Origin of the sequence: Microbacterium candidum (genome assembly GCF_030315975.1) — a bacterium.
Taxonomy (GTDB): domain Bacteria; phylum Actinomycetota; class Actinomycetes; order Actinomycetales; family Microbacteriaceae; genus Microbacterium; species Microbacterium candidum.
In genome coordinates this window covers 67369-87481 of record NZ_JASXSZ010000007.1, presented here as the reverse complement: position 1 = coordinate 87481, position 20113 = coordinate 67369, and the positions used below count along the sequence as shown (strand labels likewise).

General features: G+C 70.0%; 18 protein-coding genes. 6 read left to right on the top strand and 12 right to left on the bottom strand.

Features of this window, described 5'->3' with window-relative positions:
* The first annotated feature begins 76 nt into the window (after positions 1-76).
* Positions 77-1462 (top strand): NAD(P)/FAD-dependent oxidoreductase, encoded by a 1386-nt coding sequence (locus QSV35_RS18515; RefSeq protein ID WP_286290406.1) that lies wholly within the window; start codon positions 77-79, stop codon positions 1460-1462.
* 11 nt (positions 1463-1473) lie between these two features.
* Here the strand turns inward: QSV35_RS18515 and QSV35_RS18510 are convergent, their stop codons facing one another.
* The gene (locus QSV35_RS18510) at positions 1474-2925 is read right to left on the bottom strand and encodes a helix-turn-helix domain-containing protein (RefSeq protein ID WP_286290405.1); all 1452 of its coding nucleotides are present in this window, start codon (positions 2923-2925) and stop codon (positions 1474-1476) included.
* A gap of 276 nt (positions 2926-3201) precedes the next feature.
* Here QSV35_RS18510 and aceB point away from each other — a divergent pair, with 276 nt between their 5' ends.
* On the top strand, positions 3202-4866 hold the full coding sequence (gene aceB, locus QSV35_RS18505; protein ID WP_419956869.1) for a malate synthase A: 1665 nt from the start codon (positions 3202-3204) through the stop codon (positions 4864-4866).
* Positions 4867-4895: 29 nt separating this feature from the next.
* Complete coding sequence (locus QSV35_RS18500; protein ID WP_286290403.1) at positions 4896-6491, top strand: isocitrate lyase; 1596 nt, start codon at positions 4896-4898, stop codon at positions 6489-6491.
* 129 nt (positions 6492-6620) lie between these two features.
* Here the strand turns inward: QSV35_RS18500 and QSV35_RS18495 are convergent, their stop codons facing one another.
* From QSV35_RS18495 to QSV35_RS18460, 8 genes are all read right to left on the bottom strand, one after another.
* Positions 6621-7448 carry a fumarylacetoacetate hydrolase family protein gene (locus QSV35_RS18495; protein ID WP_286290402.1) on the bottom strand — a complete coding sequence of 276 codons (828 nt, stop codon included), beginning with the start codon at positions 7446-7448 and terminating at the stop codon, positions 6621-6623.
* A complete protein-coding gene (locus tag QSV35_RS18490) occupies positions 7448-7861 on the bottom strand; it encodes a RidA family protein (protein WP_286290401.1) in 414 nt (137 codons plus the stop codon). Before QSV35_RS18490 ends, QSV35_RS18495 begins: the two co-directional genes overlap by 1 nt.
* A 31-nt stretch (positions 7862-7892) precedes the next feature.
* Positions 7893-10313 (bottom strand): bifunctional salicylyl-CoA 5-hydroxylase/oxidoreductase, encoded by a 2421-nt coding sequence (locus QSV35_RS18485; protein WP_286290400.1) that lies wholly within the window; start codon positions 10311-10313, stop codon positions 7893-7895.
* Position 10314: 1 nt separating this feature from the next.
* Positions 10315-11976, bottom strand: a complete 1662-nt coding sequence (locus QSV35_RS18480) for an AMP-binding protein (RefSeq protein ID WP_286290399.1) — start codon at positions 11974-11976, stop codon at positions 10315-10317.
* 41 nt (positions 11977-12017) lie between these two features.
* A complete protein-coding gene (locus QSV35_RS18475; RefSeq protein WP_286290398.1) occupies positions 12018-12884 on the bottom strand; it encodes an acyl-CoA thioesterase in 867 nt (288 codons plus the stop codon).
* Positions 12881-13321 carry a cupin domain-containing protein gene (locus QSV35_RS18470; protein ID WP_286290397.1) on the bottom strand — a complete coding sequence of 147 codons (441 nt, stop codon included), beginning with the start codon at positions 13319-13321 and terminating at the stop codon, positions 12881-12883. Before QSV35_RS18470 ends, QSV35_RS18475 begins: the two co-directional genes overlap by 4 nt.
* A gap of 180 nt (positions 13322-13501) precedes the next feature.
* Positions 13502-14320 (bottom strand): PaaX family transcriptional regulator, encoded by an 819-nt coding sequence (locus QSV35_RS18465; protein WP_286290396.1) that lies wholly within the window; start codon positions 14318-14320, stop codon positions 13502-13504.
* A 30-nt stretch (positions 14321-14350) separates the two neighbouring features.
* Positions 14351-14821, bottom strand: a complete 471-nt coding sequence (locus tag QSV35_RS18460) for an Lrp/AsnC family transcriptional regulator (protein WP_286290395.1) — start codon at positions 14819-14821, stop codon at positions 14351-14353.
* Between the two features lie 148 nt (positions 14822-14969).
* Between QSV35_RS18460 and kynU the strand changes: the two genes are divergently transcribed.
* The 3 genes from kynU (at position 14970) to QSV35_RS18445 (ending at position 18008) form a co-directional block, all read left to right on the top strand.
* The gene (gene kynU, locus QSV35_RS18455; protein WP_286290393.1) at positions 14970-16238 is read left to right on the top strand and encodes a kynureninase; all 1269 of its coding nucleotides are present in this window, start codon (positions 14970-14972) and stop codon (positions 16236-16238) included.
* Between the two features lie 105 nt (positions 16239-16343).
* Complete coding sequence (locus tag QSV35_RS18450) at positions 16344-16694, top strand: YciI family protein (protein WP_286290392.1); 351 nt, start codon at positions 16344-16346, stop codon at positions 16692-16694.
* Between the two features lie 90 nt (positions 16695-16784).
* The gene (locus QSV35_RS18445; protein WP_286290391.1) at positions 16785-18008 is read left to right on the top strand and encodes a pyridoxal phosphate-dependent aminotransferase; all 1224 of its coding nucleotides are present in this window, start codon (positions 16785-16787) and stop codon (positions 18006-18008) included.
* Positions 18009-18113: 105 nt separating this feature from the next.
* Here QSV35_RS18445 and QSV35_RS18440 read toward each other — a convergent pair whose 3' ends face one another.
* The 3 genes from QSV35_RS18440 to QSV35_RS18430 are packed head-to-tail and all read right to left on the bottom strand — an operon-like array spanning position 18114 to position 20108.
* Complete coding sequence (locus QSV35_RS18440; protein ID WP_286290390.1) at positions 18114-19250, bottom strand: UDP-N-acetylmuramate dehydrogenase; 1137 nt, start codon at positions 19248-19250, stop codon at positions 18114-18116.
* A complete protein-coding gene (locus QSV35_RS18435) occupies positions 19243-19665 on the bottom strand; it encodes a MaoC/PaaZ C-terminal domain-containing protein (protein WP_286290389.1) in 423 nt (140 codons plus the stop codon). Before QSV35_RS18435 ends, QSV35_RS18440 begins: the two co-directional genes overlap by 8 nt.
* Complete coding sequence (locus QSV35_RS18430; RefSeq protein ID WP_286290388.1) at positions 19662-20108, bottom strand: FAS1-like dehydratase domain-containing protein; 447 nt, start codon at positions 20106-20108, stop codon at positions 19662-19664. Before QSV35_RS18430 ends, QSV35_RS18435 begins: the two co-directional genes overlap by 4 nt.
* Between the last annotated feature and the right edge of the window lie 5 nt (positions 20109-20113).

The following is a 20113-nucleotide window of genomic DNA, read 5'->3' as shown; positions in this document are numbered from 1 at the left end:
ACGGCGTCCGAGCGGACGGGGAATCGGGCACAATCCGTCGGCGAGGACTGAGCCGCGGCGCGGATAGCCTGGCCGGATGACGGCGACGGGCGGAGCGACCATCAACGGCGGAGTGTCCTTCTGGTGGCGACAGGAGGGGCTCCCCGCATCCACCCGTCCCGCGCTCGACGGCGACGCCACGGCGGACGTCTGCATCGTCGGCGCCGGCTACACGGGGCTCTGGACCGCGTACTACCTCAAGACGCTGCAGCCCGACCTGCGGGTCACCGTTCTCGAGCAGCGCTTCGCCGGCTTCGGCGCCTCCGGGCGCAACGGCGGCTGGCTCACGAACTCGGTCACGGGCGGCCGGGCGCGATACGGACGGGATGCCGGAACCGCCCAGCAGCGCGCGCTCAATGAGACCGTCGACGAGGTCATCGCCGTCGCCGCGCACGAGGGCATCGACGCGAACATCGTGAAGGGCGGCGAGCTCAACGTCGCACGCTCCCCCGCTCAGCTCGCCCGTCTGCAGGCGGCGGCCGCCGACGAGGCGCAGTGGCCGCACACGGACGTGGAACCGCTGGATGCGGCGGCCACCGCATCCAGGATCCGCATCGAGGGAGCCGTCGGCGGACTGTGGCATCCGCACTGCGCCCGCATCCATCCGGCGAAGCTCGCCGCCGGGCTCGCCGCCGCCGTCGAGCGGCTCGGCGTGGTCATCCACGAGAACACGCGGGTGTCGGAGATCCGCCCCGGGCTCGCGATCTCGGACCGCGGCACCGTGCGCGCGGCGCACGTCATCCGCGCGACGGAGGGCTTCACCGCGAACCTCCGCGGAACGCACCGCACGTGGCTGCCGATGAACTCGTCGATGATCGCGACCGAGCCGCTGCCCGCATCCTTCTGGGACGAAGTCGGATGGAGCGGCCGAGAGACCCTCGGCGACTTCGCCCACGTCTACATGTACGCGCAGCGCACGGCCGACGACCGCATCGCCTTCGGCGGGCGCGGGGTCCCCTACCGGTACGGCTCGCGCGTCGACACCGACGGCACGACGCAGGAGCGGACCGTCGCGGCGCTCACGGCCCTGCTGCGGTCGTTCTTCCCGGCGGCCGCGGACATCCCGATCGCCCATGCGTGGGCGGGCGTGCTCGGCGTGCCGCGCGACTGGTCGGCGAGCGTCGGACTCGACCGCGCGACCGGCCTCGGCTGGGCCGGCGGGTATGTCGGGACGGGCGTCACCGCGACGAACCTCGCCGGACGCACCCTGGCCGACCTCGTCCTCGGCCGCGACACGGAGCTCGTGCGTCTGCCGTGGGTCGGACACCGCGCGAAGAACTGGGAGCCCGAGCCGCTCCGCTGGACCGCCGTCCAGGCGATCTATGCCGCATACGGCATGGCCGACCGGACCGAGTCATCCCGCTCGTCGACGAAGGACGCGTGGCCTGCCAAGGTCGCCGACCTCATCGCCGGCCAGCACTGAACACGCCCCGCTCAGGCGGGGGCGTGGGCCTGCAGGAACTCGTAGACGTCCGTCGAATCGACTCCGGGGAACGCCCCGGTCGGGAGGGTCGCCAGGAGGGTGCGGGGCGTCCGGACGTTGGGCCATGAACTCCCCCGCCACGCGGCTTCCAGCTCCGCGGGAGCGCGCCGGCAGCACACCTCGGTGGCGTGCGGAGACACTCCGCGGTTGGGGGTGTCGCGGCCGAGGAACCACTTCGTGTCGTCGAAGCGCACTCCGACCGACACCGAGTGCGCGCCCTCGCTCGACGCCTCCACGCGGGCCGTGCACCAGTACGTGCCGTTGCCGGTGTCGGTGTACTGGTAGTACGGGTTGAAGTGGTCGTCGACGTCGAAGACGACGCGCGACGTCCACTTGCGGCAGCACATCTGCCCCTCGATCGAACCGAGGCGGTCGGTCGGGAAGTTCACGTCGTCGTTCTCGTACGCCTTCGTGATCGTCCCGGACTCGTGGACCTTCAGGAAGTGCACGCGGATGCCGAGATGGGTCGTCGCGAGGTTCGTGAACCGATGCGCGGCCGTCTCGTACGACACCGAGTATGCGTCGCGGAGGTCTTCGATCGAGATCGCCCGATCCTTCTTCGCGTCCTGGAGGAACGGCACCGCGTGGGCTTCGGGGATGAGCAGGGCCCCGGTCAGGTAGTTCGTCTCGACGCGCTGGCGGAGGAACTCGGCGTAGCTCGCCGGCTCCGTGTGCCCCAGCATCCGGCTCGACAGCGCCTGCAGCACCGCCGTCCGCGGGTCGCCCTTGGAGGTGAGCCGGCTCGACAGGTAGAGCCGCCCGTTCTTGAGGTCGGCGACGCTGCGGGTCGTCTGCGGCAGGTCGGGCACGTAGTGGATCGAGAAGCCCAGGTGGGCCGCGATATCCGAGGCGGTGCGCTGCGTGAGCGGACCGCCCGGGTGGTCGACGGCGTCCAGGATGCTGCGCGCGTGCGCCTCGAGATCGGCGAAGTAGTTGTCCTGCCTGCGCATGAGGCGGCGGAGCTCGACATTGGCGCGGCGCGCCTCCTCGGGCGTCGCCGCCCGCTCGTCGCGCAGCCGGTCGATCTCGGCGTGGAGGGCGAGCATCGCGGTGATCGCGTCGGTCGGCAGGGACTTGCCGATGCGGAACGGCGGGATGCCGAGCGCCTGGAACGTCTGCCCCTTCATCGCTCTTTCGAGCGCGAGCTCTGCTTCGCCGCGCGCGTCGAGGGGTGCGGCCTCCAGGAGCCCGTCGAGCGTGGACCCGAGCGCCTTCGCGATCGCCTGCAGCAGCGTGAGCTTGGGCTCGCGCTTGCCGTTCTCGATCATCGACAGCTGGCTGGGCGCGCGATCGACCGCGGCGGCGAGCTCGTCGAGCGTCATCCCCCGCTCGGTACGGAGGCGACGGATGCGGCGCCCGAGCGCCAGGGCGTCGAGCTCTTCGGCTTCCAGAACGTCGGTCATGTCCGCTCCTTGCGTTTCGACTCGCTTCGCTCGCTCAACGACCGAAGAGGTTCCCCTCGACGGCCGCGAAGTGATGCCGGCGATTCTGTCACGAAAACAGAAGATCGACGAATCTTCACAGTCGATTTGGTCATTCAGCATCCCGAACTTCACCGGATAGTGGACTCACGACGCAAGACCCGATCGATCCAGAACGCCGGATCGCGGGATGCCGGGAGCCGACGCACACGCCGGGACCCCGCATCCTCAGACCACTTCACACAGGAAGACAGGGACATGACACCTGCAACCGCAACCCCGATGCGTACGCGCACCGGATCGATCCCCGCCCAGACCCACCAGCCCGCACTCGAGATCGCCGGCCGCATCGGCCCCCGCTACGACGAGATCCTGACGCCCGAGGCCCTGCGGTTCCTCATCGAGCTGCACGATCGCTTCGGCGCCCGCCGGCACGATCGTCTCGCCGACCGCATGCGTCGCCGCTTCGAGATCGGCAACGGGCACGACCCGCAGTTCCGCGACGACACTCGGCACATCCGCGAGGACGCCGACTGGCAGGTCGCCGGCGCCGGCCCCGGCCTCGAGGACCGCCGCGTCGAGATCACCGGCCCGACCGACCCGAAGATGACGATCAACGCGCTGAACTCGGGCGCCAAGGTGTGGCTCGCCGACCAGGAGGATGCCACCAGCCCGACGTGGGCGAACGTCATCGAGGGGCAGCTGTCGCTGCGCGACGCGATCCGCGGCGAGCTGTCCTTCACGAATGGCGACGGCAGGGAATACCGGGTCACCGCGACCGAGACGCCCACGATCGTGATGCGTCCGCGCGGCTGGCACCTGCCCGAGCAGCATCTGCGCTTCACCGACCGCCTGGGCCGCGCGCTGCCCACGTCCGGGTCGCTCGTCGACTTCGGCCTCTACTTCTTCCACAACGCGACCCAGCTCATCGCGAACGGCCGCGGCCCGTACTTCTACATCGCAAAGCTCGAGAGCGCGGAAGAGGCGCGCCTGTGGGACGACGTCTTCTCCTTCAGCGAGGAGTACATCGGCATCCCCCATGGCACGATCCGCGCCACGGTGCTGATCGAGACGCTGCCCGCCGCGTTCGAGATGGAGGAGATCCTCTTCGAGCTGCGCGACCACTGCGCGGGCCTGAACGCCGGCCGCTGGGACTACATCTTCTCGATCATCAAGAACTACCGCGGCCGCGGCGCCCGGTTCGTGCTGCCCGACCGCAGCGAGGTCACGATGACGGTGCCGTTCATGCGCGCCTACACCGAGCTGCTCGTCAAGACGTGCCACAAACGCGGCGCCTTCGCGATCGGGGGCATGAGCGCCTTCATCCCGAACCGGCGCGACCCCGAGGTGACGGCGCGGGCCTTCGAGAAGGTCGCCGCCGACAAGAAGCGCGAGGCCGGCGACGGCTTCGACGGCACGTGGGTGGCGCACCCCGACCTCATCCCCACCGCGCAGGCCGAGTTCGACGCCGTGCTGGGCGACCGTCCGAACCAGCTCGACCGGCAGCGCCCCGAGGTGCGGGTGACCGCGGCCGACCTGATCGACGTGCACATCGGGCGTCCGATCACGGCTGCGGGCGTGCACGCGAACGTGTCGGTGGCGATCCGCTACCTCGAGGCGTGGCTGCGCGGCCTCGGCGCCGTTGCGATCGACAACCTCATGGAGGATGCGGCGACCGCGGAGATCAGCCGCAGCCAGGTGTGGCAGTGGATCCACCAGGACCGCACCACCGACGACGGCACCCCGATCACCCGCGACTACGTCGAGGGCCTGATCGCGCGGGTGCTCGGCGAAGTGGAGCGCCGTGACGGGGACCGCTTCGACGACGCCGCGGAGATCTTCCGCGAGGTCGCCCTCGGCCAGGAGTTCCCCGCATTCCTGACGCTGCCCGCCTACAACCGCTACCTGATCGAGTCCGAGTAATCGGCCACCCGACACGAAGGAACAGGACCATGACCTCCTACAACGACGACATCGAAGCCATCCGCGCGCTCACCGAGCAGCACGGCTCCAGCTGGGATGCCATCGACCCCGAGTCCGTCGCCCGCATGCGTGCGCAGAACCGCTTCCGCACGGGTCTCGAGATCGCCCAGTACACGGCCGACATCATGCGCCGCGACATGGCCGAGTACGACGCCGACGCGTCGGTGTACACGCAGTCGCTCGGCGTCTGGCACGGCTTCATCGGGCAGCAGAAGCTGATCTCGATCAAGAAGCACCTGAAGTCGACGAACAAGCGCTACCTGTACCTGTCCGGGTGGATGGTCGCCGCGCTCCGCTCGGAGTTCGGGCCGCTGCCCGACCAGTCGATGCACGAGAAGACCGCGGTGCCCGCGCTGATCGAGGAACTGTACACGTTCCTCCGTCAGGCCGACGCCCGCGAGCTCGACCTGCTGTTCACGCAGCTCGACCGGGCGCGCGCGGCCGGCGATGAGACGGCGGCCGAGTTCATCCAGTCGCAGATCGACAACTACGAGACCCACGTCGTGCCGATCATCGCCGACATCGACGCGGGCTTCGGCAACCCCGAGGCGACGTACCTCCTCGCCAAGAAGATGATCGAGGCGGGCGCCTGCGCCATCCAGATCGAGAACCAGGTCTCGGACGAGAAGCAGTGCGGCCACCAGGACGGCAAGGTCACCGTCCCCCACGAGGACTTCATCGCGAAGCTCAACGCGGTCCGCTACGCCTTCCTCGAGCTCGGCATCGACAACGGCGTGATCGTCGCCCGCACCGACTCGCTCGGTGCCGGCCTCACGCAGAAGCTCGCGGTCACCCACGCGCCCGGCGACCTCGGCGACCAGTACAACGCGTTCCTCGACGTCGAAGAGATCCAGGACGGCGACCTCGGCAACGGCGACGTCGTCATCAAGCGCGACGGCAAGCTGCTGCGCCCGAAGCGCCTCGCGAGCAACCTCTACCAGTTCCGCCCCGGGACCGGCGAGGAGCGGGTCGTGCTCGACTGCATCACGTCGCTGCGCAACGGCGCCGATCTGCTCTGGATCGAGACCGAGAAGCCGCACGTGGAGCAGATCGCCGGCATGGTCGACGCGATCCGCGAGGAGATCCCGAACGCCAAGCTCGTCTACAACAACAGCCCGTCGTTCAACTGGACGCTGAACTTCCGCCAGCAGGCGTACGACCTGCTCGTGGAGCGGGGCGAGGATGTCTCGGCCTACGACCGCGGCGACCTCATGAGCGTCGAGTACGACGACACCGAGCTGGCGCGCCTCGCCGACGAGAAGATCCGCACGTTCCAGCGCGACGGCTCCGCCCGCGCGGGGATCTTCCACCACCTCATCACGCTCCCGACCTACCACACGGCGGCCCTGTCGACCGATGACCTCGCGAAGGGCTACTTCGGCGACGAGGGCATGCTCGCCTACGTGAAGGGCGTGCAGCGTCGCGAGATCCGCGAGGGCATCGCGACGGTCAAGCATCAGAACATGGCCGGCAGCGACATCGGCGACAACCACAAGGAGTACTTCGCCGGTGACGCCGCCCTCAAGGCCGGCGGCCAGCACAACACGATGAACCAGTTCGGCTGAGCTTCCCCAAGAGGGACTGCTGCCGCCTTCGACGAGCTCGAAGGGCGGCGGGCGAACGGGCAGGATGCGGCAACCCGCATCCTGCCCGTTCTTCTGTGTCCCCCCGAGCCCCCGCTCGGGACACAGGCCCTATTCGAAGCGGACAGTGTTCCGGAGCTCCCCGATCCCTTCGATGGCCGTCGTCACGATGTCGCCGTCGCGCAGCCACCGGGGCTCCGGCATCCCGAGCGCGACGCCCCCCGGCGTGCCCGTGAGGATGAGGTCGCCCGGCCGCAGCCGCGTGATCTGCGACACGTACGCGAGGAGGTCGGCGGCGTCGAAGACGAGCTCGCGCGTGTTGCCGTCCTGCATCGTCTCGCCGTTGACCGCGCACGTGATGCGCAGGCCCTCGCGGGGCTCGACCGCATCCGCCGTCACCACCACCGGCCCAACCGGCGTCGTGCCGTCGAACGCCTTTCCCTGCACCCACTGCAGGGTGCGCTGCTGCCAGTCGCGCATCGAGATGTCGTTCGAGACGGTGTACCCGAGGATCGCCGCGCGGGCCTCGTCGCGCGTTGCGCGATGCACCTCCGCGCCGACGACGACGACGAGCTCGGCCTCCCAGTCGAGCCGCTCGGTGTCGTGGACGACGATGTCGTCGACCGGGCCTGTGAGGGTGTCGGCGAACTTCGCGAACAGCGTCGGGTACTCCGGCACCGCGCGCCCGGTCTCCACGATGTGGTCGCGGTAGTTCAGTCCGCAGCACAGGACCTTCGCCGGGCGCGGCATCGGGGTGAGGAAGGCCTCAGGCTCGAGACGGACACGCTCCCGATCGTGCAGCGCTGCCTCGACGCGAACGCGCCACCCCGGCTCGGCGATGAGCGCCTGCGCGTCGCGCTCGTCGAGCACCACCCAGCCGTCGTCGTCCCCCGCGGCCGCACGTGTGGATGCGCCGACGAGGACCGTGGCGAGCCTCATCAGGCGTCGTCCCCGGCGGTGCCGGCGATGTGCGCGACGCCCTGGATCTCGATGAGCGCCTCCCGCTGCCAGAGCCGGGTGACCCCGATCCCGGCCATCGCGGGATACTCGGTGCCGGCCATCTCGCGCCAGCGTCGCCCGATCTCGCGGCCGTTGGCCTGGTAGTCCTCGACGTCGGTGAGATAGATCGTGACGTCGACGAGGTCTGCGGGTGTACCTCCCGCCGCCTCCAGCGTGGTGAGCACGTTCGAGAACGCCTGGACGAACTGCTCGACGATCCCTCCCCCGACGATGGCGCCGTCGGCATCCATCGCGGTCTGCCCGCCGAGGTAGACGAATTCACCGGCGCGCACGCCGTGCGCGAAGCCGCTCGGCTTCACGAGACTCGGGGGGTTGACGATCTGCCGTGTCATGCTTCTTCCTTCGAACTCGGGAGTGGATGCGTCAGCGGGCGCCGACTGCGGCGCCGACCGCGACAGGCTCGGCCGTATCGACCGGACGCGCGGGCGTCCAGCGGCGGTGCTCAGGAGCGCCGTCGGCGCCGGACTGCGCGTCGCGGACGAGCGAGAGGCGCGGGCGCACCGCGTCGGTGCGGGCGGTCGGGGGCTTCCGGGAGCCGGCGCGGAAGGGCGCCACCCACTCCGCGCCCGGTCCGCGATAGCCCTGGTCGGCGGCGGCGTGCAGCGTCCAGTGCGGGTCGTAGAGGTGCGTGCGCCCGAGGGCAACCATGTCGGCGCGGCCGGCGAGCAGGATCGAGTTGACGTCGTCATAGCTCGAGACGGCGCCCACCGCGATGACGGTGACGTCCGCCCCGGCGGCCACGCGGTTGCGGATCGCGTCGGCGAACGGCGTCTGGTAGCTGCGGCCGAAGGCCGGCTTCTCGTCCTTGTGCAGCTGGCCCGACGAGACGTCGATGCCGTCCGCGCCGTGCGCGATGAACGCGCGGGCGATCTCCACGGCGTCGTCGACCGTGTTGCCGCCCTCGATCCAGTCGACCGCGGAGACGCGGACGGTCATCGGCCGCTCGGCGGGCCACGCGGCCCGCATCGCGTCGAAGACCTCGAGGGGGAAGCGCAGCCGATTCTCCAGCGACCCGCCGTACTCGTCGGTGCGCCGGTTGGCCACGGGTGAGAGGAATTCGGAGATGAGGTACCCGTGCGCCGCGTGCAGCTCGGCGAGGTCGAAGCCCGCATCCGCCGCCCGCTCCGTCGCCGCGACGAACTCGTCGCGGATGCGGATCATCCCCGCGCGGTCGAGCTCGGACGGCACTTGATTCGCCGCGCTGTAGGGCAGCGCTGAGGGCGCGACGACGGGCCAGTTGCCCTCGGGCAGCGGCTCGTCGATGCCCTCCCACATGAGCTTCGTCGAGCCCTTGCGGCCGGAGTGCCCGATCTGCACGCCGATCTTGGCGGTGGTCTGATGGTGCACGTAGTCGACGATGCGGCCCCACGCGTCACGCTGCTCGTCGGTGTAGAGTCCCGCGCATCCGGGGGTGATCCGGCCTTCGGCCGACACGCACACCATCTCGGTCATGACGAGTCCCGCGCCGCCCTGCGCCTTGGAACCGAGGTGCACGAGGTGGAAGTCGCCGGGCACGCCCTCGACCGAGCAGTACATGTCCATCGGCGAGACCACGATGCGGTTCTTCAGCTCCAGCCGCCCGATCCGGTGCGGCCGGAACATCGCCGGCTCGTCCGGCGTGCGGCCCTCGAGACCGCTGCGAGCGAGCAGCTCCTCCGCGAACAGCGGATCGCGCAGGCCGAGGTTCTCCAGCGTGATGCGGCGGCTGCGGGTGAGCAGATTGAACGAGAACTGCAGCGGATCCTGGTCCGCGTACTGGCCGATCTGCTCGAACCACTCGAGAGAGGCCTGCGCAGCGCGCTGAGTGGATGCCACGACCGGACGCCGTTCGACTTCGTAGGCCTCGAGCGCCTCCTCGAGGGAGGAGTGCTCGTGCAGGCACGCGGCGAGGGCCAGCGCATCCTCCATGGCGAGCTTGGTGCCGGAGCCGATCGAGAAGTGCGCCGTGTGCGCCGCATCCCCCAGGATCACGAGGTTCTCGTGGTGCCAGTGGTCGTTGCGCACGGTCGTGAAGTTCAGCCACTTCGAGTTGTTCGAGAGCACCTCGTGCCCGTCGAGCACCTCGGCGAAGAAGCCCTTGATCTTCTCGATCGCGTACTCGTCGCTGACCCCAGGAGGGAAGACCTCGTTCTCGGTGGCGTCGAAACCGGCCGCGCGCCAGACGTCCTCGTGCATCTCGATGAGGAACGTCGAGCCTTGATCGGAGTAGGGGTAGCCGTGCAGCTGCATGATGCCGTACGGCGTGTGCAGCACGGCGAACGTGAACGCCTCGAAGACGCGGTCGGTGCCGAGCCACATGTACTTCGACACGCGCCGGTCGAGGTCGGGGCCGAAGGCGTCCGCGAACTGACCGCGCACGCGGGAGTTGATGCCGTCCGCTGCCAGCACGAGGTCGTGGTCGCGCATGAGGTCCGCCGCATCCGGCGCCTCGGTGCGGAACCGGATCTCCACACCGAGCTCGAGGCACCGCTGCTGCAGCAGCTGCAGCAGCTCCTTGCGGCCCATGGCCGCGAAGCCCTGCCCGCCGACCGTGTGCACGTCGCCGCCGAAGAGGATGTCGATGTCGGTCCAGCGCGCGAACTGCTCGCCCATGCGCTGGGCGATCACCGGGTCGGCGTTCTCGATACCGCCGAGGGTCTCGTCGCTGAACACGACCCCGAACCCGAAAGTGTCGTCCGGCGCGTTGCGCTCCCACACGGTGATCTCGTGCGCGGGGTCCAGCTGCTTCATGAGGGCGGAGAAGTAGAGCCCGCCGGGGCCACCTCCGATGACGGCGACGCGCATGTCAGGCTCCTTGGGAGACGAGGGCGGCGGCCGCGGCGTCGGCCGCCGCACGCTCGCGCAGGACGAAGTGCTGCACTTTGCCGCTGGGGTTGCGGGGCAGCTCGGTGATGTAGTCGATGCGGCGCGGCAGCTTGTAGACCGCGAGGCGCGTCTTGACGACGTCGATGATGGATGCGGTCAGCTCGTCGGAGCCCTCCACCCCGCTGCGCGGGACCACGAAGGCGTTGACGATCATGCCGCGGTCGGCATCCGGCCGCGCGACGACGGCGACCTCCATGACGTCGGGGTGGACGGCGATCGCCTCCTCGACCTCGGGAGCGCCGACGTTGTAACCGGCGGTGACGATCATCGAGTCGTTGCGCGCCTGGAAGACGAAGTACCCGTCCTCATCCATCACGAACGTGTCGCCCGTGACGTTCCAGCCATTGCTGACGTAGCCGGCCTGCCGCGGGTCATCGAGGTACCGGCATCCGGTCGGGCCGATGACTCCCAGCCGTCCGGGGACACCCGCGCCGACCGGGTCACCGTCGTCGTCGAGGATCGCCGCACGGTAGCCGGGAACGGCTTTGCCGGTCGCGCCGGGGCGGATGTCGTCGCCGGAGGCGGAGATGAACACGTGCAGCATCTCCGTGGAGCCGATGCCGTCGACGAGGCGCAGGCCCGTCGCATCCCGCACCGACTCGAAGGTCTCCTGCGCGAGGTGCTCACCGGCCGAGACGCCGAGGCGCAGCCGCTTCAGCTCGGCGGTGTAGCCCTCCTTGAGGAGGTTCCGGTATCCGGTGGGAGCCGTGTAGAGCACGGTGATGCCGAGAGGCTCGATGAGCTTGGCGAGCTCGATCGGCGTCGCCCGCTCGAGGATGACCGCGGCGCCCCCGCTCCGCAGCGGGAACACCACAGCGCCGCCGAGACCGAAGGTGAACGCGAGCGGCGCCGTCGTCGCGCTGACGTCGTCGGCGGTCAGGTGGAGGACGTGCTCGGCGAAGGTGTCGGCGTTCGCGAGGATGTCGCGGTGGAAGTGCATCGTGATCTTCGGCACGCCTGTGGTGCCGCTCGTCGCGCCCAGCAGCGCGACGTCGTCGGCCGCGGTGTCGACGGCCTCGAAGTCGCCGGGCTTGGTGTCGCACGCCTTCTCGAGCTCGTCGTCCTCCCCGCCGAAGACGACGACGCCGCCCTCCGGCAGGAGCTCGTGGAGCACGTCGGCGATGTCGGCGAGACCGCGGTGGTCGGCGACGGCGACCGTCGGACGCACGCGCTCGGCGACGTTGCGGACCTCCTGCGCCTTCCACGCGACCATGGTCGTGACGACCACGGCTCCGGCCTTGAGCGCGCCGAGCCAGCACGCGACGGTCCACGGGCCGTTCAGCATCCGCAGCATGACGCGGTTGCCGGGGACGACCCCGTGATCCTCGGTGAGCACGCGGGCGAACTGGTTCGCGCGCCGCTGCAGCTCGCCGTAGCTCCACCGCGAGCCGTCGCCGAGGATGATCGCGTCGCGATCGGCGCCGAAGCGCTCGGTCGTGCGGTCGATGAGCTCGGCGGCGGCGTTCAGGCGCTCGGGGTACTGCACGCTCGGAATCGTGAATTCGAACGTCGGCCACTGGTCTGCCGGCGGCAGCGAGTCGCGCGTGAACGTGTCGACGTGGGCTGAGCGGGAAAGCTCCATTGCTGATCCCTTCGGGTGAATCGGGTGGATGGCGGCGCTCGTCAGAGCGGGCGGCCGGGGCGGATCATGCCCTCCTGGGCGACCGTGGCGACGAGGCGCCCGGTGCGGTCGTAGAACCGGCCGAGGCCGAGGCCGCGCCCGTCCGAGATGCCGGCCGACTCCTGCGCGTACAGCAGCCAGTCGTCCGCGCGGGCGGGCGCGTGGAACCACATCGCGTGGTCGAGGCTTGCGGTGACGAGCCCCTCGTCGCGCCATGGGAGGTCGAGGACACGCAGGACGGGTTCGAGGATGGTGTAGTCGCACACGTACGCGATCGCGAGCTGGTGCGTGATCGGGTCGTCCTCGAGCGCCGCGAAGGCGCGCACCCACACCGCCTGGTGCGGGGTCCGCTCGCCCTCGACGCGCACGTAGACCGGACCGGGCACATGCCGCATGTCGAAGCTGCGGTCGTGCGACCAGTACTCGATGTCGGCGCCCTGCTCACCCGCGAGGTAGTCGGCCGTGCTGGGCAGGGTCTCGGGAGCCGGCACGTCGGGCATCGCGGGCCCGTGCTCGGGGAAGTCCTCCGGCACGTGGAAGGATGCCGTCGCCATGAAGGCGAGCTTCCCGTGCTGGTGCCCGCGCACGTGCCGGGTCGAGAAACCGCGACCGTCGCGGATCGCCTCGACCTCGTACCGCACGGGCTCCGACACGTCGACGCCCCTGAGGAACGTCGAGTGCACCGAGTGGAGGACGCGATCGTCGTCGACGGTGCGGATGGCCGCCGCCACGCTCTGCGCCACGGTGTCCCCGCCGTACGCCTTCGGCCACGGCACGGGCTGCGGCTGCGCCGTGAAAGCGCGGTCGGCGTGCTCGGGCGCGCACTCGGTGAGGGCGACGGCACGGAGGAACGCGGCGGAGGTGCTCATGCGCGGCGGTAGCCCGCGAGGATCGCGTCGTCGACCTCGTCGAGGTTGATGACGATGTTGTCCGGGGTCCGGGTGGTGAGCCACACGAGCTGCTCGGTCGTCGACATGTTGGCCTCGACGTGCGGCATGTACGGCGGCACGAACACCCAGTCGCCGGCGGTCATGTCGAGGAAGTCCTTGTAGTCCTCGCCGAAGTAGATGCGGCCCTTGCCGCGCAGCACGTAGCCGCCGGTCTCGGCCTCGCCGTGGTGGTGCGGGAGCGAACGATAGCCGGGCTCGTTGGTGACCTGGCCGAACCAGATCTTCGTCGCCTCGGTGTGCTGCGGGCCGACCCCCGAGACGCGGATGCAGTCGCCCGACGACATCGTGTGCGTGTCCTCTTCGCCCTTGCGGGTCACCTGCGGGACGCGGTCCCAGCGCAGTTCGATCTCGGTCATGGGGGCTCCTTCGCTCCAAGCCTGCGGGCGCCGCTTCGCGCCCCGATCCCGGTTCTGGTCCGGTATGCCAGAAGTGTCGCACACGTGACTATCGTCACGCAAGTGCGATATCGGGACTCTCAGCGGATGCAGAAAGGCTCCGGATGCTGTCAGCATCCGGAGCCCTGGTGGCGTCGTCGATCAGGCCATGACGGCCGAGACGAAGCGCTCGGCCGGCGGCTCGAGCCGGTCGTGCAGCTCGCCGAAGAGCCGCTCCGCGGCACCGCCCGCCCAGTCGGCAGGCAGGAGCTCCAACGGGATTCCCGGGTCGAGATACGTGAGCCGGCGCCACCTGGTGATCGCCGCGACATAGATGCCGAAGGCCTCGCTGTCGCTCGGATCGCCCTCCAGGACGTGCCCGTACGCATCGAGGAACTCCTGGTACAGCGGCTCCAGGGCAGGAAGATCCCACCACTGCCGGACGGCCTCGACGAGAGGTTCGGCGGAGACCCGCGTGCCGAGGAACAGCTCGACATAGCCGTCGAGCCCCGCCTGATGCAGTGCCGTCCGCGTCTCGTCGGCGATCGCCCCCGGTGCGATCCAGAGGCCGCCGCTCACCTGTCCGAACCCGAGGCGGTGCAGCAGCTTGCGGAGCTGATGGCGCAGCGGACGCTCCTTCTCCGGAACCGAGAAGGATGCGAGCAGCCACGGATCGTCCGAGCGGGCGCGCCGCGCCTCGAAGATGCGGTGGTCGCCGGCGGCGAAGACGTCGTCCAGCGTCTCGGACAATCGGTAGGCCGCGGCCCCGCCGTCGCGGTCGCTCACGAGCACGCCGCGCTGCTTGAGGCGCGACACGGACGAGCGCACCGTGCCGGCATCCACTCCGAGCGCCGCCATCAGCTCGATGAGATCGGCGATCTGGATGGCGCCGCCGCGCGCCCGCCCGTAGCGCCCGAAGATCGTGACGATCAGGTGCTGCGGCCGGGCCGCGACCTCGACGCCCGCGGGTTCGTCCTTCATGCGCACGACATTATCGAGTCGACTCGCCGCTCAGAGCGGAATGACAGCCGCTCCGGGATGCTGCTCGAAGATGAGCTGCGTCTGGGTCCGGCCGAGGTCCCGATCGGACCCGAGGTGCTCGCGGATGAAGTCGCGCAGGGCGGGCACGCTCGCGCACGCGACGTGCAGCACGAGGTCCTGCTCACCGCCGATCAGGAACACCCGCTGCACGCCGGGGAGGCGCCGCAGCCGCTCGGTCACGCGTGGGAGCCGGTCGCGCACCGCGTCGTGCACGCCCACGAGGATGAGGGCCTCGACGCTGGCGCCCGCAGCGACCGGATCGATCTCGGCATGGTAGCCGCGGATGATCCCCGCATCCTCGAGCGCGCGCACGCGCCCGTGGCACGTGGATGCCGGGAGCCCCACGCGCGCGGCGAGCTCCTTGTTCGAGAGACGCCCGTCTCTGGTCAGTTCCTCGAGGATTCTGCGATCCGAGGCGGTGAGCTGAATCCCGTTCGCCATGATGCCTCCTGACGGGCCTCGGATCCGGCGATTCACCGCATGTGCGCATCATTCTCGGATCTTCTTCGAAATTCTAGGCGTTTCTTCGCAGGGATGACAGCGTTGATCCGGATTACCGCGCCCCTGCGCGGAGCGACGAGGAGGACGCATGGCCGACCAGACCCGACCCACGACGCGCGAGCAGTGCGCCGAGGCCGACCGGAACGACGAACTGGCGGTGCTGCGCGACGAGTTCGCACTGCCCGACGGCGTCATCTACCTCGACGGCAACTCGCTCGGTGCGCTCCCCCGCGCGGCCGTCGCGCGCGCCGCGGACGTCGTCACGCAGGAGTGGGGCACCGACCTCATCGGCAGCTGGAACAAGAACCACTGGTTCGAGCTCCCGCTGCGGATCGGCGAGAAGATCGGGCGCATCATCGGCGGCGGCGCAGGCGAGTGCGTCGCGACCGACACGACGTCGCTCAACGTGTTCAAGGCGCTGTCGGCCGCCATCGCGATCCAGCAGGAGGACGTCCCGGCCCGCCGCGTGATCGTCTCCGAGCGCGAGAACTTCCCCACCGACCTCTACATGGCCGAGGGGCTCATCGCGCTCCTCGACCGCGGCTACAGCCTGCGCCTCATCGACGCCCCCGAAGACCTCGCGGACGCCCTGGCCGACGACGTCGCCGTCGTCATGATCACGCAGGTCAACTACCGCACGGGCTACCTGTGGGACCTGGCCGACACCACGCGGCTCGTCCACGACGCCGGCGCTCTGGCCGTGTGGGACCTCTGCCACTCCGCGGGCGCCGTGCCCGTGCGCGTCGCCGCCGACGGCGCCGACTTCGCGGTCGGCTGCACGTACAAGTACCTCAACGGCGGTCCCGGCTCACCGGCGTTCATCTGGGTCGCCGAGCGCCACCTCGCGCGGGCGACGACGCCCCTGTCCGGCTGGTGGGGGCACAAGAGCCCCTTCGCCATGAGCGAGAGCTACACGGCCGCCGACGGCGGCCGACGCTTCCTCGTCGGCACGCAGCCGATCATCTCGATGGCGACGATGGAGGTCGGCATCGACCTCCATCTGAGCGTCGACGAGCAGGCCCTGCGCCGGAAGTCGCTCGCCCTCACGTCGCTGTTCATCGAGCTCGTGGAGACGCGCCTCGCGCAGCATCCGCTCACCCTCATCACCCCGCGCGACGAGCAGCACCGCGGCAGCCACGTGTCGTTCCGCCATCCCGAGGGCTTCGCCGTCATGAAGGCGCTCATCGCGAACGGCGTCATCGGCGACTACCGCGAGCCGGAGGTGCTGCGCTTCGGAATCACGCCGATGTACGTCGGCTTCGCCGATGTGTGGGATGCCGTGGAGACCCTCCGCCGGGTGCTCGACGACGAGCTGTGGCGCGACCCCGAGTACCAGTTGCGCGGCGCCGTCACCTGACCGCATCCGGCTCCTTCAGAAAGATTCTCGCGGGTCGTGTCGATTCGGCCCTTCCCCGTTCGACGTACCGGGTGAGAGCATCCGTTTCGACGAAAGGACCCTGCGATGCGCTATCTCATGCTGGTGGTCGACGACCCCGACCTGACCGCGGCCGAAGCCGACCCCGAGCCCATGTCCATCGAGTCCTGGGTGACGGAGATGGTCGAGCGCGGCGTGGACATCACGGGCGAGCGCCTGCGTCCGCCCGCCGACGCGAAGACCCTGCGGCGCCGCCGGGGCGAACTGGTCGTGACCGACGGCCCGTTCACCGAGACCCGGGAGTACATCGCGGGCTTCGACATCCTCGAGGTCGCCGATGAGGCCGAGGCGATCGAGGTCGCCTCGAAGCACCCGATGTCCGCGCTCGGCACGATCGAGCTGCGCCCGTACTGGCCGCTGGACCTCGACCTGGGCTGAGCAGCCCGACCGGCCGCGACGTACAACGGAGTCCTCGCCACCGTACGTCGCGGCCGTTTCGCGGAATATGTCCCCGATTACGCTGGAGGCGTGACCGAACGCGCCCCGCTCTCCCGCAAGATCTCCGCCATCGCCGAGTCCGCGACCCTCAAGGTCGATGCCAAGGCGAAGGCCCTGCAGGCCGCGGGCCGCCCCGTCGTCTCGTACGCCGCCGGCGAGCCCGACTTCGCGACGCCGCAGTTCGTGGTGGATGCGGCGGCCGAGGCGCTGCGCAATCCTGCGAACTTCCGGTACACGCCGGCCGCCGGCCTGCCCGTCCTCCGGGAGGCGATCGCTGCGAAGACCCTCCGCGACTCCGGTCTCGAGGTCTCCCCGTCGCAGATCATCGTCACCAACGGCGGCAAGCAGTCCGTCTACCAGGCGTTCCAGACCGTCGTGAACCCCGGCGATGAGGTGCTCCTGCCCGCGCCGTACTGGACGACGTACCCGGAGGCGATCCGCCTCGCCGACGGCATCCCCGTCGAGGTGTTCGCCGGTGCCGACCAGGAGTACAAGGTGACCGTCGAGCAGCTCGAGGACGCCCGCACCGAGCGCACGACCGTCATCGTCTTCGTGTCGCCCTCGAACCCGACGGGCGCGGTGTACACGCCCGAGGAGACGAAGGCGATCGGCGAGTGGGCCGTCGAGCACGGCATCTGGATCATCTCCGACGAGATCTACCAGAACCTCGTCTACGACCCTTCGACAAGCTCAGGGCAGGCGGCCACGGCAACGTCGATCGTCGAGGCCGTCCCCGAGGCCGCCGCCCAGACGATCCTCGTCAACGGCGTCGCCAAGACGTACGCGATGACCGGCTGGCGCGTGGGCTGGATGGTCGGCCCCGCCGACGCCATCAAGATCGCCGGCAACCTGCAGTCGCACCTGTGCTCCAACGTCAACAACATCGCGCAGCTCGCCGCAGCCGCGGCCCTGAACGGCCCGCAGGACGAGGTGGAGCAGTTCCGCCAGGCCTTCGACCGCCGCCGGAGGCTCATGGTCGCGGAGCTCTCGAAGATCGAGGGGATGACGGTCCCGACGCCGCAGGGCGCGTTCTACGTCTACCCCGATGTCAAGGGCCTCCTGGGCCGCACATGGCGCGGCAAGACGCCCACCACGTCACTCGAGCTCGCCGACCTCATCCTCGACGAGGCCGAGGTCGCCGTGGTTCCCGGCGAGGCGTTCGGGCCGAGCGGCTACATCCGCCTGTCGTACGCGCTCGGCGACGAGCAGCTTCTGGAGGGCGTGCGCCGGATGCAGGAGCTCTTCAGCATCTGACCGGGTCGCCGCGTTTCGACTCGGCCGTTCCTCCCTCGCTCGACGACCCGCGCATATGCCTCGCGGATCGTTGAGCGAGCGAAGCGAGACGAAACGCAGCTCCCGCTAGAGCTCGATGTCGACGAGCACAGGCTCGGGATGCAGCAGCAGTCCGAACTCGGACTGCACGCGGCCGCGGATGTAGCGCGCGAGCTCGGCGAGCTCGCCCGCCGTCGCACCGCCGCGGTTCGTCAGGGCGAGCGCGTGCTTCGTCGACAGCCCCGCGCGGGAGCGCGGCAGCTTGAACCCCTTGCGGAACCCGGAGTGCTCGATGAGCCAGGCCGAGCTCACCTTGACGTGGCTCTCGACGACGACCGGCGCCGGAACGTACCCGTCGAACCGCTCGAGCGGGATGACCAGCACGGGGTCAAGATCGGGAGCGACGGGCCACCGCGGGCACTCCGGCGGAAGCGTCAGCGCGAACGACTGCGACACGATCGCGTTCTGGAAGAACGACCCGGCGCTGTAGGTGTCCGGATCGTCGGGGTCGAGCACCATCCCCTTGCTGGCACGGATCTGCAGCACCCGCTCGCGGATCCACGCGAGCGGGACGGACGCGTCCGCCTCGAGCCCGAGCGAGCCGCGCAGCTGCGCGCCCGCGACCGGACGCGCGCCGTCGCCGACCTCGGGAAGCTCGAGGGTGACCGAGAGGATGACGGCGGACCGCTCCGCCGCCGAACCGTAGTGCGCCTTCAGCACCGACGTGCGGAAGCCGAGCCCCAGCTCGTCCGCGGGGACGACCGAGACCTCGCCCGTCCGCTCGTCGATGAGCTCGACCTCGATGAGGGTCTGCACGATCTCCTGGCCGTAGGCGCCGATGTTCTGCACGGGCGCGGCACCCACGGTGCCGGGGATGCCCGACATCCCCTCGATGCCCGCGAGCCCCTCCGACACGGCGTACGCGACGAGCGCGTCCCAGTCGTGGCCGGCCTGCACACGCACGCGCGCGAAGCCGGGCCGGGAGGCCGGCATCCGCTCGATGCCCTGCGTGAGCACCCGGACGACGGTGCCGAGGTACGGCTCGTCTCCGACGAACAGATTCGACCCGCCGCCGAGCACGAGCCAGTCGTCGCCGTCGGCCCACACCTCGCGGAGCGCGTCGACGAGCTCGTCACGCGTGTGCGCGTCGATCATGCGATCCGGGAGGCCACCGGTGCGCAGCGTCGTGAGACGCGACAGCGGGATCGGCGTGACCTCAGGCATGCGCCACGCGCACCTGCGCCTTGCCGAGGACCGTCTGGTCGGCGCTGGTCACAGTGAGATCGATTCGCGCCTCATCGTCGGACACGGCCCCCACTCTTGCGACGACCTGCACGTCGGCACCCGTCTCCTGGTCGACGAGGACGGGCTTGGTGAACCGCACGCCGTACTCGAGGACGCGGCGCGGATCGCCGACCCACGTATCGAGCGTCGTGACGGCGAGCCCCATCGTGAGCATGCCGTGCGCGAGCACGCCGGGGAGGCCGACGCGCTCTGCGACGACGTCGCTCCAGTGGATCTGGTTGAAGTCGCCCGACGCGCCCGCGTACCGCACGAGCGATTCGCGGGTGAGGTGGACGGTGCGCTCGGCGACGACGTCGCCCACGCTGATGGTCGCCGAGCCCGTCGAGGCGCTCATTCGTCTCCTCCGATCACGAGCATCGACGTGGCCGTGACGACGTGCTCGCCCGCGGCATCCGTGATCTCGGTCTCACTCGTGACCATCGCGTTCGCGCCGAGCGCGCGCACCTGGGTCACCGACAGCTGCGCGGTGAGTTCGTCGCCCGCCACGATGGGACGGCTCCAGCGGAAGCGCTGCTCGCCGTGGACCGTGCGCTCGAGGGCGATGCCGCTGTCCGGCTCGCTCATGAGCTGACGCAGGGTCAGCTCCTGGATGACGATCGCGAACGTCGGAGGCGCGACGACGTCGGGGTAGCCGAGGGCGCGGGCCGCATCGACGTCGGTGTGCTGCGGGGCGTCGGCGAACACCGCCGCCGCGAACTCGCGCACCTTCTCGCGTCCGACGAGGTACGGCGGGGTCGGGGGGAAGGCCCGGCCGACGAGATCAGGGTTCACTGCCACCCCGG

Excerpts from the sequence above, each read along its gene's own strand:
- QSV35_RS18515 (WP_286290406.1), top strand. The coding sequence starts at position 77 with ATGACGGCGACGGGCGGAGCGACCATCAACGGCGGAGTGTCCTTCTGG.
- QSV35_RS18510 (WP_286290405.1), bottom strand. The coding sequence starts at position 2,925 with ATGACCGACGTTCTGGAAGCCGAAGAGCTCGACGCCCTGGCGCTCGGG.
- aceB (WP_419956869.1), top strand. The coding sequence starts at position 3,202 with ATGACACCTGCAACCGCAACCCCGATGCGTACGCGCACCGGATCGATC.
- QSV35_RS18500 (WP_286290403.1), top strand. The coding sequence starts at position 4,896 with ATGACCTCCTACAACGACGACATCGAAGCCATCCGCGCGCTCACCGAG.
- QSV35_RS18495 (WP_286290402.1), bottom strand. The coding sequence starts at position 7,448 with ATGAGGCTCGCCACGGTCCTCGTCGGCGCATCCACACGTGCGGCCGCG.
- QSV35_RS18490 (WP_286290401.1), bottom strand. The coding sequence starts at position 7,861 with ATGACACGGCAGATCGTCAACCCCCCGAGTCTCGTGAAGCCGAGCGGC.
- QSV35_RS18485 (WP_286290400.1), bottom strand. The coding sequence starts at position 10,313 with ATGCGCGTCGCCGTCATCGGAGGTGGCCCCGGCGGGCTCTACTTCTCC.
- QSV35_RS18480 (WP_286290399.1), bottom strand. The coding sequence starts at position 11,976 with ATGGAGCTTTCCCGCTCAGCCCACGTCGACACGTTCACGCGCGACTCG.
- QSV35_RS18475 (WP_286290398.1), bottom strand. The coding sequence starts at position 12,884 with ATGAGCACCTCCGCCGCGTTCCTCCGTGCCGTCGCCCTCACCGAGTGC.
- QSV35_RS18470 (WP_286290397.1), bottom strand. The coding sequence starts at position 13,321 with ATGACCGAGATCGAACTGCGCTGGGACCGCGTCCCGCAGGTGACCCGC.
- QSV35_RS18465 (WP_286290396.1), bottom strand. The coding sequence starts at position 14,320 with ATGAAGGACGAACCCGCGGGCGTCGAGGTCGCGGCCCGGCCGCAGCAC.
- QSV35_RS18460 (WP_286290395.1), bottom strand. The coding sequence starts at position 14,821 with ATGGCGAACGGGATTCAGCTCACCGCCTCGGATCGCAGAATCCTCGAG.
- kynU (WP_286290393.1), top strand. The coding sequence starts at position 14,970 with ATGGCCGACCAGACCCGACCCACGACGCGCGAGCAGTGCGCCGAGGCC.
- QSV35_RS18450 (WP_286290392.1), top strand. The coding sequence starts at position 16,344 with ATGCGCTATCTCATGCTGGTGGTCGACGACCCCGACCTGACCGCGGCC.
- QSV35_RS18440 (WP_286290390.1), bottom strand. The coding sequence starts at position 19,250 with ATGCCTGAGGTCACGCCGATCCCGCTGTCGCGTCTCACGACGCTGCGC.
- QSV35_RS18435 (WP_286290389.1), bottom strand. The coding sequence starts at position 19,665 with ATGAGCGCCTCGACGGGCTCGGCGACCATCAGCGTGGGCGACGTCGTC.